The sequence below is a fragment of the Embleya sp. NPDC050493 genome (assembly GCF_044458105.1).
GTDB lineage: Bacteria > Actinomycetota > Actinomycetes > Streptomycetales > Streptomycetaceae > Embleya.
In genome coordinates this window covers 164,926-179,772 of the sequence record NZ_JBITHP010000014.1, presented here as the reverse complement: position 1 = coordinate 179,772, position 14,847 = coordinate 164,926, and the positions used below count along the sequence as shown (strand labels likewise).

17 protein-coding genes are annotated in these 14,847 nt (G+C 71.5%); 9 read left to right on the top strand and 8 right to left on the bottom strand.

Translation table 11 applies throughout. From position 1 onward, the window contains the following. Positions 1-329: 329 nt before the first annotated feature. The 4 genes from ACIBM5_RS26080 to ACIBM5_RS26065 all read right to left on the bottom strand — a co-directional run bounded on the left by ACIBM5_RS26080 (position 330) and on the right by ACIBM5_RS26065 (position 2,577). Positions 330-740 carry an ester cyclase gene (locus ACIBM5_RS26080; protein ID WP_396009046.1) on the bottom strand — a complete coding sequence of 137 codons (411 nt, stop codon included), beginning with the start codon at positions 738-740 and terminating at the stop codon, positions 330-332. Positions 741-879: 139 nt separating this feature from the next. After that, positions 880-1,368 (bottom strand): isochorismatase family protein, encoded by a 489-nt coding sequence (locus ACIBM5_RS26075; RefSeq protein WP_396009045.1) that lies wholly within the window; start codon positions 1,366-1,368, stop codon positions 880-882. Positions 1,369-1,429: 61 nt separating this feature from the next. Then, on the bottom strand, positions 1,430-1,879 hold the full coding sequence (locus ACIBM5_RS26070; protein ID WP_396009044.1) for a hypothetical protein: 450 nt from the start codon (positions 1,877-1,879) through the stop codon (positions 1,430-1,432). Continuing rightward, the gene (locus ACIBM5_RS26065; protein ID WP_396009043.1) at positions 1,876-2,577 is read right to left on the bottom strand and encodes a class I SAM-dependent methyltransferase; all 702 of its coding nucleotides are present in this window, start codon (positions 2,575-2,577) and stop codon (positions 1,876-1,878) included. The genes ACIBM5_RS26070 and ACIBM5_RS26065 overlap by 4 nt, the downstream gene beginning before the upstream one ends. 299 nt (positions 2,578-2,876) lie before the next feature. On the opposite strand from ACIBM5_RS26065, the gene ACIBM5_RS26060 reads away from it, so the two are divergent. Further along, positions 2,877-3,941, top strand: a complete 1,065-nt coding sequence (locus ACIBM5_RS26060) for a DNA alkylation repair protein (RefSeq protein WP_396009042.1) — start codon at positions 2,877-2,879, stop codon at positions 3,939-3,941. Positions 3,942-3,976: 35 nt separating this feature from the next. Here ACIBM5_RS26060 and ACIBM5_RS26055 read toward each other — a convergent pair whose 3' ends face one another. Continuing rightward, entirely contained in the window at positions 3,977-4,633 is a 657-nt protein-coding gene (locus ACIBM5_RS26055) for a maleylpyruvate isomerase N-terminal domain-containing protein (protein WP_396009041.1), read from the bottom strand. A 234-nt stretch (positions 4,634-4,867) separates the two neighbouring features. Next, positions 4,868-6,274 (bottom strand): SMI1/KNR4 family protein, encoded by a 1,407-nt coding sequence (locus ACIBM5_RS26050; protein WP_396009040.1) that lies wholly within the window; start codon positions 6,272-6,274, stop codon positions 4,868-4,870. A gap of 315 nt (positions 6,275-6,589) precedes the next feature. On the opposite strand from ACIBM5_RS26050, the gene gcvH reads away from it, so the two are divergent. The 5 genes from gcvH to ACIBM5_RS26025 all read left to right on the top strand — a co-directional run bounded on the left by gcvH (position 6,590) and on the right by ACIBM5_RS26025 (position 9,406). Next, positions 6,590-6,982, top strand: coding sequence for a glycine cleavage system protein GcvH (gcvH, locus tag ACIBM5_RS26045; RefSeq protein ID WP_396009039.1), 393 nt, complete (start codon positions 6,590-6,592; stop codon positions 6,980-6,982). Positions 6,983-7,182: 200 nt separating this feature from the next. Next, positions 7,183-7,512 (top strand): DUF6087 family protein, encoded by a 330-nt coding sequence (locus ACIBM5_RS26040; RefSeq protein ID WP_396009038.1) that lies wholly within the window; start codon positions 7,183-7,185, stop codon positions 7,510-7,512. Between the two features lie 459 nt (positions 7,513-7,971). Beyond that, positions 7,972-8,151: a CopG family transcriptional regulator gene (locus ACIBM5_RS26035; protein ID WP_396009037.1), complete on the top strand. Its 180-nt coding sequence runs from the start codon at positions 7,972-7,974 to the stop codon at positions 8,149-8,151. Position 8,152: 1 nt separating this feature from the next. Next, positions 8,153-8,497 (top strand): VOC family protein, encoded by a 345-nt coding sequence (locus tag ACIBM5_RS26030; protein WP_396009036.1) that lies wholly within the window; start codon positions 8,153-8,155, stop codon positions 8,495-8,497. Between the two features lie 27 nt (positions 8,498-8,524). Further along, a complete protein-coding gene (locus tag ACIBM5_RS26025; protein WP_396009035.1) occupies positions 8,525-9,406 on the top strand; it encodes a class I SAM-dependent methyltransferase in 882 nt (293 codons plus the stop codon). A gap of 245 nt (positions 9,407-9,651) precedes the next feature. On the opposite strand, the gene ACIBM5_RS26020 is transcribed toward ACIBM5_RS26025, so the two are convergent. After that, positions 9,652-12,108, bottom strand: coding sequence for a tetratricopeptide repeat protein (locus tag ACIBM5_RS26020; protein ID WP_396009034.1), 2,457 nt, complete (start codon positions 12,106-12,108; stop codon positions 9,652-9,654). A gap of 187 nt (positions 12,109-12,295) precedes the next feature. Here ACIBM5_RS26020 and ACIBM5_RS26015 point away from each other — a divergent pair, with 187 nt between their 5' ends. From ACIBM5_RS26015 to ACIBM5_RS26005, 3 genes are all read left to right on the top strand, one after another. Further along, the gene (locus ACIBM5_RS26015) at positions 12,296-12,751 is read left to right on the top strand and encodes a carboxymuconolactone decarboxylase family protein (RefSeq protein ID WP_391583421.1); all 456 of its coding nucleotides are present in this window, start codon (positions 12,296-12,298) and stop codon (positions 12,749-12,751) included. A 218-nt stretch (positions 12,752-12,969) separates the two neighbouring features. Continuing rightward, positions 12,970-13,449: an iron chaperone gene (locus tag ACIBM5_RS26010; RefSeq protein ID WP_396009033.1), complete on the top strand. Its 480-nt coding sequence runs from the start codon at positions 12,970-12,972 to the stop codon at positions 13,447-13,449. A gap of 228 nt (positions 13,450-13,677) precedes the next feature. Next, complete coding sequence (locus ACIBM5_RS26005; protein ID WP_396009032.1) at positions 13,678-14,205, top strand: DinB family protein; 528 nt, start codon at positions 13,678-13,680, stop codon at positions 14,203-14,205. A 68-nt stretch (positions 14,206-14,273) separates the two neighbouring features. Here ACIBM5_RS26005 and ACIBM5_RS26000 read toward each other — a convergent pair whose 3' ends face one another. Next, positions 14,274-14,612: a hypothetical protein gene (locus ACIBM5_RS26000; protein ID WP_396009031.1), complete on the bottom strand. Its 339-nt coding sequence runs from the start codon at positions 14,610-14,612 to the stop codon at positions 14,274-14,276. Positions 14,613-14,847 lie beyond the last annotated feature (235 nt).

The window sequence follows — 14,847 nt, the reverse complement described above, 5'->3', positions numbered from 1 at the left end:
CGTGATCCGAACCGACCGGTCACGAGCCGCATCGACACGGTAACCCCATGTTCGGTGCGGGCGACGGGGATTGGCGGGATCCGGGTCGGGCGGGAGACCCGACCGCCGGTCGCGTCGCGCTTCAGCGGCCGGCGTCGACCGTCTCGGAGCCCGGCGCGGCGGGTTCGACGGGAAGGGGATGCCGAGTCTCGGACACGCCTTGCGGGCGTCGTCGAGCCGGCGGATCGTCTCTCCGGCGATGTCCTCCCGGCCCGGAACATCCCTGTGAAGACAGGCAGTTGCCGACGAAGAGGCAATGAGGCGGTGCGGCGGACGGTCGGGCGAGGGGCTCAGTTCGCCGGCGCGCCCAGGGCGGCCATCATCCCGAGTCCGTCCGAGACCACCCAGTACTCGGCGAACCGGCCGTCGGCGACGCGGAAGATGTCGTGCCCGACAAAGGAGGTCTTCGTACCCGCCGGGACCGTGGTACCGGGGATTCCGCCGCGGTATTCACCGTGGAAGGTCCACCGGGCGGAGACCATGTCGCCGCTGACGAGCGGGCCGAGGTCGAGCGTGTTCTTGATCGAGCCGAAGTAGGTGTGCGATCGGCGCACCTGTTCGACGAAGCCCTCGGGGCCGTGCACGTCGAAGGCGGGCCAGTGACCGACGGCGTCGGGGGCGAGGATCTCCTCGGCGAGGCGGAAGTCGCCTTCCCACAGATCGAAGAGCCAAGTGCGATAGAGCCGTGCGATATCAGTCATCGCTCCAGCATGTGCAGCAGGAAAAAGAGCGTCAACCGCAGGCCGCTCCCGCCGTCGGAGGCCGGTACCCCTCCGGGTGCCGGCCTCGAACGACCACTCGGGACCGGCGATGGGGATGATCGCCGGGCGCGCGTCGGGTTCAGGTGTAACGCGCCGTGTCGTGCACCGCGCCGAAGCGGGGAAAGATCCTGTCCACGGTGAAGTCGTGTTCGTCGGCCGCGAATCCGGACATGGCGTCGGCGACGAACTCCACCTCGTAGTCGTGGTCGCTCGCGGCCCGCGCGGTGGATTCGACTCCCATGGTGGTGACCAGGCCGGCGAGCACCACCGTGTCCACGTCCCGCTCGCGCAACCGCTCGTGCAGGTCGGTGCCGTGGAATGCGCCGACCGTGTGCTTGACGACGACGATGTCCCCGGGGTGAACCAGGCCGTCGGCGAAGCCGCTTCCCGGCGGCTGCTCGCTCACGTTGGGTCTGTCGACGCGAACGAGCACCACCGGGCGCCGGTCCGCCCGGAACGCGTCGGCCAACCGGCGGCAGCGGGCGAGTACTTCCGCACCGGAGTGCGGTGCCAGGGGCAGGGCGAGGATGCGGGGCATCAGGTCGATCAGGATCAGTGCGGTGGTCACGCGGATGATCGTAGGCCGGGGCCACGGAACGTCGTCGGGTCGTCGGTCGTGACAGTGGGGATCAGCGGCCGTTCGCGATCAGTCGGGCCGCCACGGCTCGGCCGTGGGCGAGTGGGTCCGGTTCCCACCCGCGCAACAGGCCGGCCATCGCGCCGTCGTACACGAGCAGTACGTCCACGGCCAGGGCGGCGGGGTCCGGGCCGCCGACCGCGTCCGTGAGCAGGGTCAGCCTGGTGCCGAGCAGGGCCGACTCCGCGGCGAGTACCGCATGGGCGGGATGCTCCGGCGACGGGAGTTCGGTGCCCGTCGCGAGGACGGCGCAGCCGCGTGCGGGGATGTGGCGGTTGCGGTAGGTGGCGACGGCGTCGAAGAGTGCCGGCAGCTTGCCGGCGGGGGTGTCCGCGGCGTCCACGGCCTCCTGCCAGATCCGGTCCCAGCGATCCAGGCGGCGTTGCAGCGCGGCGGTGATCAGACCGTCCTTGCCGCCGAAGTGTGCCACCTCGGTCGTCACATCTCGCCCGCCACGCCGGCGTCCGGGGCGCCGTCGGCCGGAGCCTCGGGGCGTACGGCAGTGCCGAGGATGTGGCTCGCCGCGGGTGTCGGGACCCGGGTGTCCGGAAACGCGAAGCGGTCCAGCTCGGTGATCGCGAAGCCGGCCCGGCGGATCGCGGCCTCGGTGTCCCGTCCGGTGTGACAGCCTCCGCACAGCAGCGGCCACACCGTCGCGTCCACCACCCGCTGCACCCGCCGCATCCGCGTACCGCGCGCCCGCACGTGCTCGAAGAACCGCAGCCGACCACCCGGCCGCAACACCCGGTACGCCTCGCCGAGGGCCGCATGCGGGTCGGGCACCGAGCACAGCGTCAGACAGAACACCACGGCATCGAACGCCCCGTCCTCGAACGGCAGCCCATCCGCCAGGCCGTCCCGGACGTCCACCGGCACCGCCGCATCCCGGGCGGCCTCGACGGCCAACGCCCGCAGCCGCGGCTCCGGTTCGACCGCCACCACGCGCGCCACCGACGAGGGATAGTGCCCGAGGTTCGCGCCGTGCCCCGCACCGATCTCCAACACCTCACCGGCCAGGCCGCGCAGCAGTCGGCTGCGGTGCTCCCCGATGCCCGCCTTCTCCAGCCCCGGTCCCGCCACATTCGCGTAGAACCGCGCGAACACCGGCCTCCGCACCGCCCGAGCCTGCGACCTCGGCATCCGCCGGCACCACCTTCCCTGCAACGCGCGACCGGCATGCCGGGTGCCGGCCGGCACCCGGCGAACTCCATGCACGATAACGCAGTGACGGCGCCGGCGAGGCCCGGCGCTCCCGGCCGAGATCCGCCGGACACGTTCGCCGCCGCCGGCGGCACGCGGGCCGCAGAACGGACCGGCTCCCACCGAATGCGCGGTCGGGTGGCGGTGGAGCGTCCTCCGCCTCCGCGTCGGCGGCCGCCGGGCCGCGAACGCGGCCACGAATCGGGCCGATGTCGGACCGGTCTGGCACCGTGGTCCGCATGGCCTCACCGCTCAAGGACATGATCAACGCGACCTCCGTCGCCGCTCTGGCCGACGGAGTCGCCGCCGCCCGCGGCGTCTTCCCCCGCGACCGCTTCGTCGCCCGCGCCCTCGCCGGGCTGGACGGGCTGGAGCTCAAGGCCCGTGTCGGCCACGTCGCCCGCGCCCTGCACGCGAGCCTGGACCTGCCCTTTCCGCAGGCCGCGCCGGTCCTGCGCGAGGCCACGACGCACACCGGCCTGGACATGTGGAGCGGCTGGCCCGCCACCGACTACGTCGCCACCCACGGCGTCGAGCACCTCGACGAGGCCATGAACACCCTCGCCGTGATCACCCCGTTCGCCACGGCCGAGTTCGCGGTACGCCCCTACCTCGACCGCTACCAGGACATCGCGCTGAAGATCGTCCGGGACTGGGCCGACGACCCCGACGAACACCTGCGTCGCCTCGCGTCCGAGGGCACCCGTCCGCGGCTGCCTTGGGGTGCGCGCGTGCGCTGGCTCATGTCTCCCGGCCCGACGCTGCCGATCCTGGAGCGGCTGCGCGACGACCCGAGCGAGTACGTACGCCGCTCGGTCGCCAACCACGTCAACGACATCGCCAAGGACCATCCCGACACCGCGCTGGCCGTGCTGCGCCGCTGGCACGCCGAGGGCGGCGAGCACACCGACCGCGTCGTGCGCCACGCCGCCCGGGGTCTGCTGCGGGCCGGCCATCCCGAGGCACTCGGCCTGGTGGGTGCGGCGCACGGCAGCGGCACGGTCGAATCGCTGGTGGTCGCGGACACCGTCGTGACCGGCGACCGTCTCCCGTTCACCGTCACCGTGCGCGCCGAGGAACCCGGACCGCTGCTGCTGAAGTACGCGGTCTGCCGCGACGGTTCCCGCCGGGTGTTCCACCTGGCCGAGCGGGTCGCGCAGGGCGCCGGGGACACGTTCACGCTGGCCAGGGCACATTCGTTCCGCCCGGTGACCACCCGCGCCGAACCGCCCGGCCCGCGCGACCTGGAGATGATCGTCAACGGCGAGGTCCGCGCCACGGCGCCGTTCACGCTGCTCCCCTGACACCCGCCGGCCCGAGACGCCCGTCGGGCCGGCGATCAGCCCAGATAGAGCGGGAACTGCGCCGCCGTCTCGCCCAGTTCGGCCTGTTCCACGTCGGTCGGGGCGCGCCGTCCGGTGCCGATCAGCAGCGCGTCCTTGTCGGAGAACGACGCGGGGAAGGCCACCCCCGCGATCCTCTCCAGCAGCTCGCGCGTGCGGGCGAGACCTTCCGCGGGCGGCCCGGCGGCCTTCGGCAGGTGCGCGATCAGGTCGAGGTGGTGCAGCGTCCACTCCAGGACGTACGCGTCGAGATAGTCGGCGGCGGTGAGAACCTGGTCCTGCGTACTCACCCGCAGGCCCGGATCGGCCAGCTCGGCGGCCCGGCCGGCGGCGGAACCGACGTCGTCCAAGTGGAACTTGAGCAGCCCCGGCTCCTGGTAGGCGGCGGCCAGTCGCACGATCAGCGCGTCGAGCGGGTCCTCGCCCGTCGGCGGTGTTCGCGCGACGTGCCAGTAGGTCACCGCATCCCGGGTCGGCTCGGTATCGGCCGGGGTCACGAGGGTGATCAGGACATCCTGCGCGTCGATGACCAGGTGGCACACCAGGTCCCGCACAAGCCAGCCGGTACAGCCGGACGGCCGCGCGAATTCCTCGTCCCGAAGCTCGGCAACCGCCTGACGCAACGCCGTCCACGAACGTGAGAAGAGATCCACGGCCGCAAGCTAGCAGCGCCCCACCCACCCCGGCGACCCGATTCCCCGGCCCACCCGCCGAGCCCCCGCGTTCGGAGCGCGAAGCGCGGGATCGGGGATGCGGCAGCGGTGATCGATCTCGTGCCGCTCGGCTGCGCCCTGGTTGCGCATGCCGACCGGCCGCGAAGGGGCGTCGCTCCGAGCGTGCGCGTGGCCCGCACCGCCGTCCGCGTCGTCCGCCGCCCAGCCCGCACGCTACGGGAGGGGGTCGAGGACGCCTTCGACTGTGGTTCGGGTGATCCGGGGGCGGTCCCAGAGGGCCAGGAGGTCGTTGGCGATGGCCACGATGGGCAGGACGTCCCGGTTGCCGTGCACTTCGATGGCGGCGGCGGACAGGCTGCGTGGGACGGCTCCGGCGTCGAGGAGGACGCGCCACTCCTGCGGCCCGAGTTCCAGGAACTCCAGTCCGGTCAGGCTCGCGATCTCGAGCGGGTCGGCGAGCGTACCGGGGTAGGCGCTGAGGGTGCGCAGGCGCGGAAGCCCGACGACGGGCGCGAGGCTGAGCGGTGCGTCGTCCCACACGCCGATGGACAGTACTTCCAGGTCGGCGTGGGCGGCGGCTTCGATGCTTCTCAGGTTGCCGGTGTTCACCCGGGCCACGGCCGGCGGCCCGTCGTCGTGACGGTTGCCGCGAGGCGCACCGGGCCGCTCCGACACCAGGTCGAGGAGGGAGTCGGCGAGCAGGTCGGCGCCGATGCTCTTCTCGTGGCTGAGCATGATGATCTGTCCGACGTGGCCGCGCGGCCCCGGAGTCAGGTCGACCGCGAGCCGGTCCCCGCCGCCGTTGTCGCCGAAGACGATCCAGCCGGGCGAGCCGACCAGGCCCTGCACCGCGGCGTCCGGCGCGGTGACGACCGCCTCCATGGCCGCGAACTCCCAGCGGCAGTGGCGGGAAGGTGCGTCGGCAACGTACAGGTCGTCCAGGGAGAAGAGTTCACAGCCGACCGCCGCACAGACGCGTCGCGCCGCCTCGTGGTCGTCGCCCCAGTCCTGCCAACGTGCCCGCACCACCCGATAAAGGACCTTGAGCTCATCGGGCAGCGTGACACCGAGCCGCGCTTCCGCGGCGCCGATCTCCGCCTCCGTCGCACCGATGGCATCGGGCAACCGTTCGCGCAACGTCCGGTCCAGCAGGGGCAGATCCACCGATGCGGCCGGCGCCGCCCCGGGCACCGGATCGGGGAGCCGTCGCCAGGGCTCGGGAAGGGCGCCCTCGACCAGGATGAGCGCTCCCGGATGCGGGGTGCCGATGCCGGGCTCCACCGCGGGACTCGGCCCGAGCAGGTGGAGGGCCGTCCTCCCGGTCGACGAGATCTCCGCCGTGAACGAGATATCGTCGATGCCCGCGTCCACGAGTGCGCTCTGCACCCGCTGCACGGCCTCCATCTCGTCCCGCATGTCGTCGACTTGGGCGGCTCGACCGGGCTGCGGCGACCGTCGGCGCAAGGACGGACTCCAACCGTGTCGGCCGATGCGTCCCGCCACATGGGCGGATGTACCGACGTGCCTCGTCGGCCGGCCGGCCCGCAGCAGCCGCAGCACGGGCTCCCAGGTCGCGAAGTCGTGTATGGCGGGCGAGGAACTCGGCTTCCGATCGATCATGCCTCCAGACCGTACGCGGGGGCACCGACGCGCCGGCCCGCCTGGTCCGGGGGTGGGCACGATGGAGTCGGCTGACGACGGGCGCAACGAAGTCCGACCGCTGCCTCGGGGTCCGGGTCGGCGCACCCGTCCGGGGGCCGATGCTGCTCGGAGACGATCGCTGGGAACTTCGTCCCGCTCCCCCACCGCGCGCCCCGGAGGCTCGTGCCCCACCCGATCGGGTGAACATCCCACCGAACTCGGGGCGTTTGTAGCAAGCTCGGCGATGGTGCCGATCGGTGACGGCACCTCGGCCGCGACCTCCCGGAGGCCCTCATGAACCCGGAAGACCTGAAGTACACCAAGGACCACGAGTGGGTGCGATCGCTCGGCAACGGGCGGGTGGCCGTCGGCATCACCGCATTCGCACAGAAACAGCTCGGCGATGTCGTCTTCGTCGAACTGCCTTCGGTGAACGACCGGTTCGAGGCAGGTGAACCGTTCGGCTCGGTGGAGTCCGTCAAGGCGGTGACCGAGGTCTACATGCCGCTCACCGGCACGATTTGCGCCGTAAACCCCGGCCTCGGCGATTCACCGGAGGACGTCAACACCGACCCCTACGGCGACGGATGGATGATCGAGATCACCCTCGCCAAGGGCGACGGGATGGCAGATCTGCTCACGGCCCCCGAGTACGAGGACTACGTCAAGGCCGAGTCCGCCGACTGATGCCCCCGGCCGCCTAGGCAGGGCACTCTCGACCGACCGGGCGACCGGGCGACCGGGCGACCGGGCGACCGGGCCAGTGGCGGTGCCGCCGGTCGCCGCGTACCACTCTCGGTCGCAATTCGTGCGATCGGCGCTCGGGAGGCCGCCCGCCCGGATACGGTTCTGGTCGAAAGTGCCCCGGGTAGCCATGGAGAGAGCGCGTGAGCGAGGACGAATCCCTGGAGCGGTGGGCCGCGCGCCGCGCGCAGCGGCTCCGCCCGGTCGGCGAGCGCAAGGCGGTCCATCTCGTCGGCCCACCACGCGCCCCGCACGTCGACCGCGAGGCGCCGCGCGTCGTCCTGGAATGGGACGGATACCAGTGGGTCACCCTCGCGGTCGTGGCGAACTACGTCGAGGCCGCCCGCCTGCTCTACCCGGGCGCGCAGGAACGAGCACTCGGCAACGGCGATCCGTCGGAGCGGCGATCCGAGTCGTCCGAGCGCCGGGCCCGGCTCGGTCCGGGCCCGGGCAGGCATCGCAAGTCCCCCTGAACGTGCGGGCGCCGACGCCGATCCCGACGTCGGCTGCGCCGGCCGGAGCATCGGCCCCGCCGGAAAAACCCACGACCACATCCCGGGTGGCATATCCGCCACCGCCCTCGTAACCGTACGGCTGTGCAAGGCGTCGGCTCCGGAGCCGGCCGGCAACGGGCAGGACCGGACTCGGTGGGGCTCGTCCGACTGCGCGTGTCCCCGGCCGCGATGACACGGATACGTTCCGGTTCCCGGCCCTGAGGTCGGGGAGCCGGCCGGCCGGCCGATCGCGTCCGGCCCGTCGAGGCCACAGGCGCATGCTCCCGATGTCCGTCGGCAGTTCGTCCGACCCGGCACCCGGCGGCGCTGCACGGCACACGACCCCGCACCGGCCCCGCCTTCCGCGCGCGATCACGACCCGACCCTGCTCCGGAAAACGCGCCGGCATCTAGGTTATTAGTTTGCTAGCATCGACCCGTGGGCGACGAAGATGTGAAGCAATTCAACGTCTACCTGCCGATCGGATTGATCAAGCAGGTCAAGCACCGTGCCATCGAGTCGGAGCTGTCGCTGTCGGCGCTGGTCGCCGCCGCGTTGCGTGCCTACCTCGACGACACCCAACCCGAACGAGAGCCATCGTCCGAGAAGGAGAGTTGACATGACCACCGAAGGCATCGAGGCCGTGTTCCTGGAGACGCACAACTGGGGCAAGGCGGCCAAGTTCTTCCAGGGTCTGGGATACGAGCTGGAGTTCTCGACCGATCACAACTCCGGTCAACTCCGCAACGGCGACGGCCCGTACGTGTTCATCGCCGAGGTCCCGCAGGACCAGGAACCCGGAATGCGGCTCGTCCTGAAGGTGCCGGATGCGGATGCGTTCAGCCCCGCCGACGGCACGGCGGTGGTCACGCCGTTCGAGGACACCCACTACGGAACCAGGGAAATGGTCGTACGCGACCCCGACGGTCGTCTGTGGAACCTCCAGGCTCCGGCGCAGCAGTGATCCCGAACATCGGAGAGGGAGTTCGCGATGGTTGACGAACGAACCGCGGCACGCCCGGACGGCACCGCGGCACGCCCGGACAGTACGGCGGTACGGACCGCCCTGTGGCGGGCCCTGCACGTCCGGCTCGACACGCCGCCGTACGTCCTGGAGGACGAGGTCGGCCTGCAACTGGCCGACCCCGGCGACGACTGGCTCCGTCGCGGGGACATGGATCCGACCCTGACCGAGTGGTTTCGGGCGGCGATCGTGGCCCGGGCCCGCTTCATCGAGGACCTGGTGGTCGAAGAGGCCGCTCGGGGCGTCGACCAATACGTCATCCTCGGAGCCGGCCTGGACACCTTCGCGCAGCGCAGACCGGAAATCGGCTCCCGCCTGCGGGTGTTCGAGGTCGACCAGGCCGAACCACAGGCCTGGAAGCGCCGGCGGCTGGTCGAACTCGGCTTCGGCGTCCCGGACTGGCTGCGGTTGGTTCCGGTCGACTTCGAGGCGGGCGGATCGTGGTGGGATCGGCTGACGGCCGCCGGTTTCGACGCCGACCGCCCGGCGGTGGTGGTCTCCACGGGTGTCGCGCTGTACCTGACCAAGGAGGCGAACGCCGCCACGCTGCGCCGACTCGCGTCACTCGCCCCGGGATCCACGCTGGCCATGACGTTCCAGCTGCCGCCCGAACTGCTCGACGCGGACAAGCGCGCCGGGTTCGAGGTGGCGGTGAAGGGTGCCAGGGAGTCCGGAACGCCGTTCGTCAGCTTCTTCGCCCCGGAGGAGATGTTGGCACTGGCCCGCGAGGTCGGCTTCCCGAACGCCCGGCACGTATCGGCAGCCGACCTCAACGACCGATACTTCGCCGACCGCCCGGACGGCCTTCGCACGTCGAGCGGGGAGGAACTCCTGGTGGCAACCACCTGATCCACCCTCGGCCGCCCTCCCGGGCAGCCCGGCGACTCGCGGAGTCCGCCGAGCCGGGCGCAGGTCCATGCGGGACCTGCGCCCGTCCGATTCGGATGCGATCAGGGGCCCGGCCGGAAGCAATCGGTGGGCCCGGACCGGAAGCGATCGGTGAGCCCCGATCGGGGAGCGACCGGTGGGCCCCGGCCGGGAAGAAATCAGTGGCCCGGTCGGGGAGGGACCCGTGAGCCCCGGTTCGGAAGCGATCAGTGGGTCACGGCGTCCGGCTCCCGCAGGACGGCCTGTCCCGCCCCGCGGTGTTCGGCGGCCGTGGCCGGATCCGCCTCTTCGAGCAGGACGGCGATTCCCTCGTGCGCCCGGGCCTCCTCGTGCCGGTAGCCCAGGGCCGGCGCCACCTCCAACGCCTGTCGGTGCAGCCGCAACGCCTCCTCGGGCAGGCCCGCGAGCCGGCAGGTCTCGGCGTAGTCGTTGAGGAAGCGGATCTTCCAGTGTTCCTCGAACAGTTCGTCCAGCAGCGCGAACGCCTCCCGGTGACTGGCCAGTGCCTCCTCGTGCCGGCCCATCCGACGCAGCGCCACGCCCAGGCAGTTCAGGCACCACGCCTCGTTGTTCAGGTGCCCGTCGGCGCGGGCCGATTCCAGCGCCCGGCGCAGGTGTTCCGCCGCCTCGTCGGGTTCGTCGCCGGCGATGGCCACGCCGAGGGTGATCCGGGCGGTCAGGGTGGGCGGCCAGGCGGGGTCGGTGTGCGGCATGTCCAGGACGTCGCGGGCGCGTTGCGCCGCCTCCTCGCGGTGTCCCAGTTGCAGCATCGCCCATGCCTCGGATGCGGCCGCATGTGCAGCCCCGGCCCGGCAACCGGCCGTCTCGTACGCCTTTCCCGCCGTCCGGAAGAGTTCGAGCGGCTCCTGGACGTATCCCTGATCCCACCTCAGATAGCCGCGGCGCATGGCCAGTTCGGCCCGGGCCCCGACGGTCCCGGCCCGGGACAACGACGGTTCGGCGGCCTCGTACGCGGCGTCGGCCTCGGCCATCCGTCCCGCGTTGTAGCGCGCGAATCCCAGGTCGCTGTACGCCTCGGCCAGGTGCAGCGGATCGTCCAGGCGCTGCGCGGCGGCCAAGGAACGCTCGAAGAGGTGGTTGAGATGCGTCGTGCCGCAGCGCCGCGCGAAGTACGCGCGCATGAAACGCGGCAGTTCGCATACGTGCGCGTCGGCCCCGATGGCGTCGGCGATCTCGAAGACGGCGATCAGGTTCTCGTATTCCGCGACGAGCCAGGCGAAGGCCGCGTTCTTGTCGGTGAATCGGGGTAGTTCCGCCGGGGCTCGGCCCGCGGTGGCCGGTCGGCCGGGTGCCAGGAATGCCATCGCCTCGTCGGCGGCGGCGGTGGCGTGTACGTAGTAGTCGAGCATCCGACCCAGCGCGCGTTCGCGCGCGACCGCCGAGTCCTGCTGCGCACCGGCCCGACGCGCGTGCTCGCGCACCAGGTCGTGCAGCCGGTAGCGGTCCGCGGTCGGCTGCTGGACGAGGTGCGCGTCGAGCAGGTCTTCGAGGACGGCCCGGGCGCTGCTCACCGGGACGTCCGCCACGGCCGCGACCACGTACTCGTCGAAGGTCGATCCGGGCAGCAGGCCGAGCATGCGGAACAGGCGGGCCTGGGACCCGGGCAACTGCCGTACCGACATCGCGAACGCGGCGTCGAACTCCCCGGTCCCCTGGGACAACCGGTCGACCAGGACGCCCACGGTCCAGCCCGGCCGGTGGCGCAACCGGGCCGCGGCCAGCCGCAGGGCCAGCGGCAGATGGCCGCACAGGCGCAACACCTCGGCGGCGGACTCCGGTTCGCGGGCCAGTCGACCGTCCGCGCCGCCGGGATCACCGCTCGCACGGGCCAGGAGTTCGGCGCTTTCCTGCGGGCTGAGCACGTCCAGCGACACCGGGGGGACCTCGTCCAGGCCCAGGAGTCGGTTGCGGCTGGTGATCAGGGCGACGGAGGGGCCGGCGCCGGGCAGCAGCGGACGGACCTGGTCGGCGTCGACGGCGTTGTCCAGGAGCACGACGGCGCGGCGGTGGGCCAGTTCCGACCGCCAGCATGCGGCCAGTTGTTCGACGCCCTCCTGGGGGACCCGCTCGGAGGGGACGTCGAGCGCGGCGAGCAGCATGCGCAGCGCGGAGCCGGAGTCGAGCGGCTCCCGGCCCTCGGTGAAGCCGTGCAGGTCCACGTAGAGCTGGGCATCGGGGTAGTCGGCGGCAAGCCGGTGGGCGGCGTGTACCGCCAGGGTGGTCTTGCCGACGCCTGCCATGCCGTCCACGGCGACCACCCGGTGGCTGTCGACCGCGGCGAGTACCGCGGCGAGCGCGTCGTGGCGTCCGGTGAAGTCCGGGACGTCGCGCGGCAGGTCGTTGCGGGGCGTGGGCCGGGCCTGGCGGCTGGTCCGGGGCGGTGCGGGGAGGGGGTTCGAGGAGCGTTCCCACAGGGGGCGCAGCGGGCGGGGGTCGCGCTTGACGAGCCGGCAGAGCGCGATCACCGTGGGCCAGGGCGGCACGGTTTGCCCGCTGAGGTAGCGCGAGAGGGACGAGGAGCTGAGGCCGGTGTCGCGCGCCAGGGCCCGTACACCGAGGCCGGAGAGCTCCTGGAGCAGACGCAGCCGGGCCGCCAGTTCGTCCTGCGGCTCGGCCTTGTCGGTCCGCGGGCGCACATCCATCGGATCCTGCCTTCCTGTCCCGTCCCGGTGAGAGCTTTCCGGGTCGAGTTTTCGCTGTTCACGGCCGTTCCGGCTGTCCCACGGCGTCCCATCGAGGTCGTCGTGGCACGCCGGTTCGGCTGTCATGGATACATCACCCGGGCAGACCGGGCGCCGATCCGGACAACCGGAAGAGGAGCACACCGAGATGCGGTCTCGTATGCGGAACCCCGCCATGGTGCTGTCCGACGCGATGCAGCCTATTCAGGAGATCTTCGCGGTCGTACACGCAGGTGGCGTGGACGGGCAGACGCTGGAGTTGGTGCACCTGCGGGTCAGCCAGATCAACGGCTGCAGCGCGTGTGTCGACGCCGGCGCCAAGACGGCCCTCAAGGCCGGCGTGAGCGGCGAGCGGCTGGCCGCGGTCGCCGCGTGGCGGGAGGCCCCGTACTTCAGCCCAGGCGAGCGCGCGGCGCTGGCACTGGCCGAGGCCGCGACACGGCTGGCGGACCGGCCCGACGCGGTGAGCGACGAGGTCTGGGACGTGGCCGCCACCCACTTCGACGAGAAGCAGTTGGCCGCGATCGTCCTGATGATCGGCGTCACCAACATGTTCAACCGGCTCAACGCCACGACTCGCCAGGTCGCCGGCGCGTGGGGATGACAGGCACGACGCCGACACTTTTCGGGTAACGGCCCGTGAGGGTCGGCTCGGGCGAAGGCGCGCGGGTCACGGGGGCGGCACGCCGGGCTCCGGCACGCGGGCCCGGCCGCCGATGGGCCGACGCAGCGACGTACGAACAGCCGAATACGGCAACACACGGATACACCGACATACAGACACAAACACACGGCATCCGGAACTACCGATAGGGACCCGCCATGAGCAGCACGAAGAAGTCCGCCGCGCGCACCACCGCGACCGAGAAGTCGTTCGAGGGGTTCTCGGCCGAGGAACGCGCCGCGATGAAGGACCACGCCCAGGAGCTGAAGGCGTCCGCACGCGCGGGATCGAAGGCGGCCAAGGCGGCGGAGGCGGAGGCCGCCGTCGTCGCGAAGATCGCGGGGATGCGGGACTCCGACCGGGTCATGGCCGAGCGGCTGCACGCCATCGTCAAGGAGAACGCACCGGATCTGGCGCCGAAGTTGTGGTACGGCATGCCCGCGTACGCCCGGGACGGCAAGGTTGTCTGCTTCTTCCAGAGCGCGGAGAAGTTCAACGCCAGGTACGCGACCCTCGGCTTCAGCGACCAGGCGAACCTCGACGACGGCGCGATGTGGGCGACGTCGTACGCCCTCAACGAACTCACGGCCGCCGGCGAGGCGCGCATCGCCGAACTCGTGCGGAAGGCGGCCGGTTGAAACCCGTGCACGGCGCGGCACGCCGCTCCGGGGTCGGGCGGGACGGACACCGTGCCGCCTGGGTGGCCGGTTCCCGGCGCAGTCGGACGAGCGTGGCGTCGGACCGGCTGCTTCCGGGGGTCGAGTCCAGGATCACGTCGGTGACCGCGTACCGCCCGGAGGTGCACCGACGAGACGCCCTCGACGGTCTTGGCGACCGCCGCGCCGGGCCCATGCCAGGGTTGGACCATGACCACGACACCGGATGGACGGGTGATCCCACCCGCATACGCCGATGAGCGCGCCATGCTGGATGCCTGGCTCGACTTTCACCGAGGCACCCTGGCTCTCAAATGCTCCGGCCTCGAGGACGATCAATTACGTCTGGCCTCGACGGCATCCTCGTCGATGACACTTCTGGGCCTTGTCCAACACATGGCGGAAGTCGAACGCAACTGGTTCCAACGCGTGTTCGCGGGCCGGGATGTGCCCCCGGTCTTCGACGACAGCGGCGCCGACGGCTTCACCCTTCGGCCCGACCGGCGACTCGACGAGGTGATCGCCGTCTGGCAGGGCGAAATCGCTCGAAGCCGTGAACTCATCACCACCGCATCGCTGGACGACTCCGGCCGGCTGTCACAACAGGACGCCGAAGCGCTGGGCGGCTCCGGGATTTCTCTGCGCTGGATCATGGTGCACATGATCGAGGAATACGCGCGACACAACGGTCATGCCGATCTCCTTCGAGAAGGCATCGACGGAGTCACGGGGACGTAGACGCGGCAGCCGCCGATGACTTCGCCCCTTCGACTCTTCAACCGCTTGGACCGCGTCGAACGCTTCGCCTACGGCCGGTCGTTCGTGGTGTCGGGCGTCGCCACACCTCTGGGCGTGTCATCTCCGGGGTCGGGTTGGCCGTCGCACCAGGCGAAGAAGGACAGACGGCCTTCGGCGTCGGCGGCCCGGTCGTCCGGGGGTTCGTCCTCGACACCTCCCGGGCGGTCGAGCAGCCCCGCCACGGTGTCGCCGCCTGCCCGGATCGCCATGATCCCGGCAGCGAGCAGGACCAGCAGAATCACGGCCGCGACCGCGACCCCCGCCAGGACGTTCGTCCACCAGTGGGCGACCGCCTCGGGAATCCGCCCGAAGTCGGCACATCCACAAGCGATCTCGGCTTCTCGCATGGATCCCCCTCAGCCGGACCGAGCCTAGGTCGCCCTCGGCCCGCCCGGCAGCGATGAATTCGAATCACTCCCCGATCGCGGCCGACCTGTGACCCGGATCCCTCGAAATCGCCGAACGCTCGCTATTGGCAAGGGTGTTCACCGACGACTCGACACCCGAAAGACGTGATTGCGGGAAGTGAGCCGACCCGACGGCGCAGCGTGCGCAGGCCAGACTGATGCGCCCCGATCACAC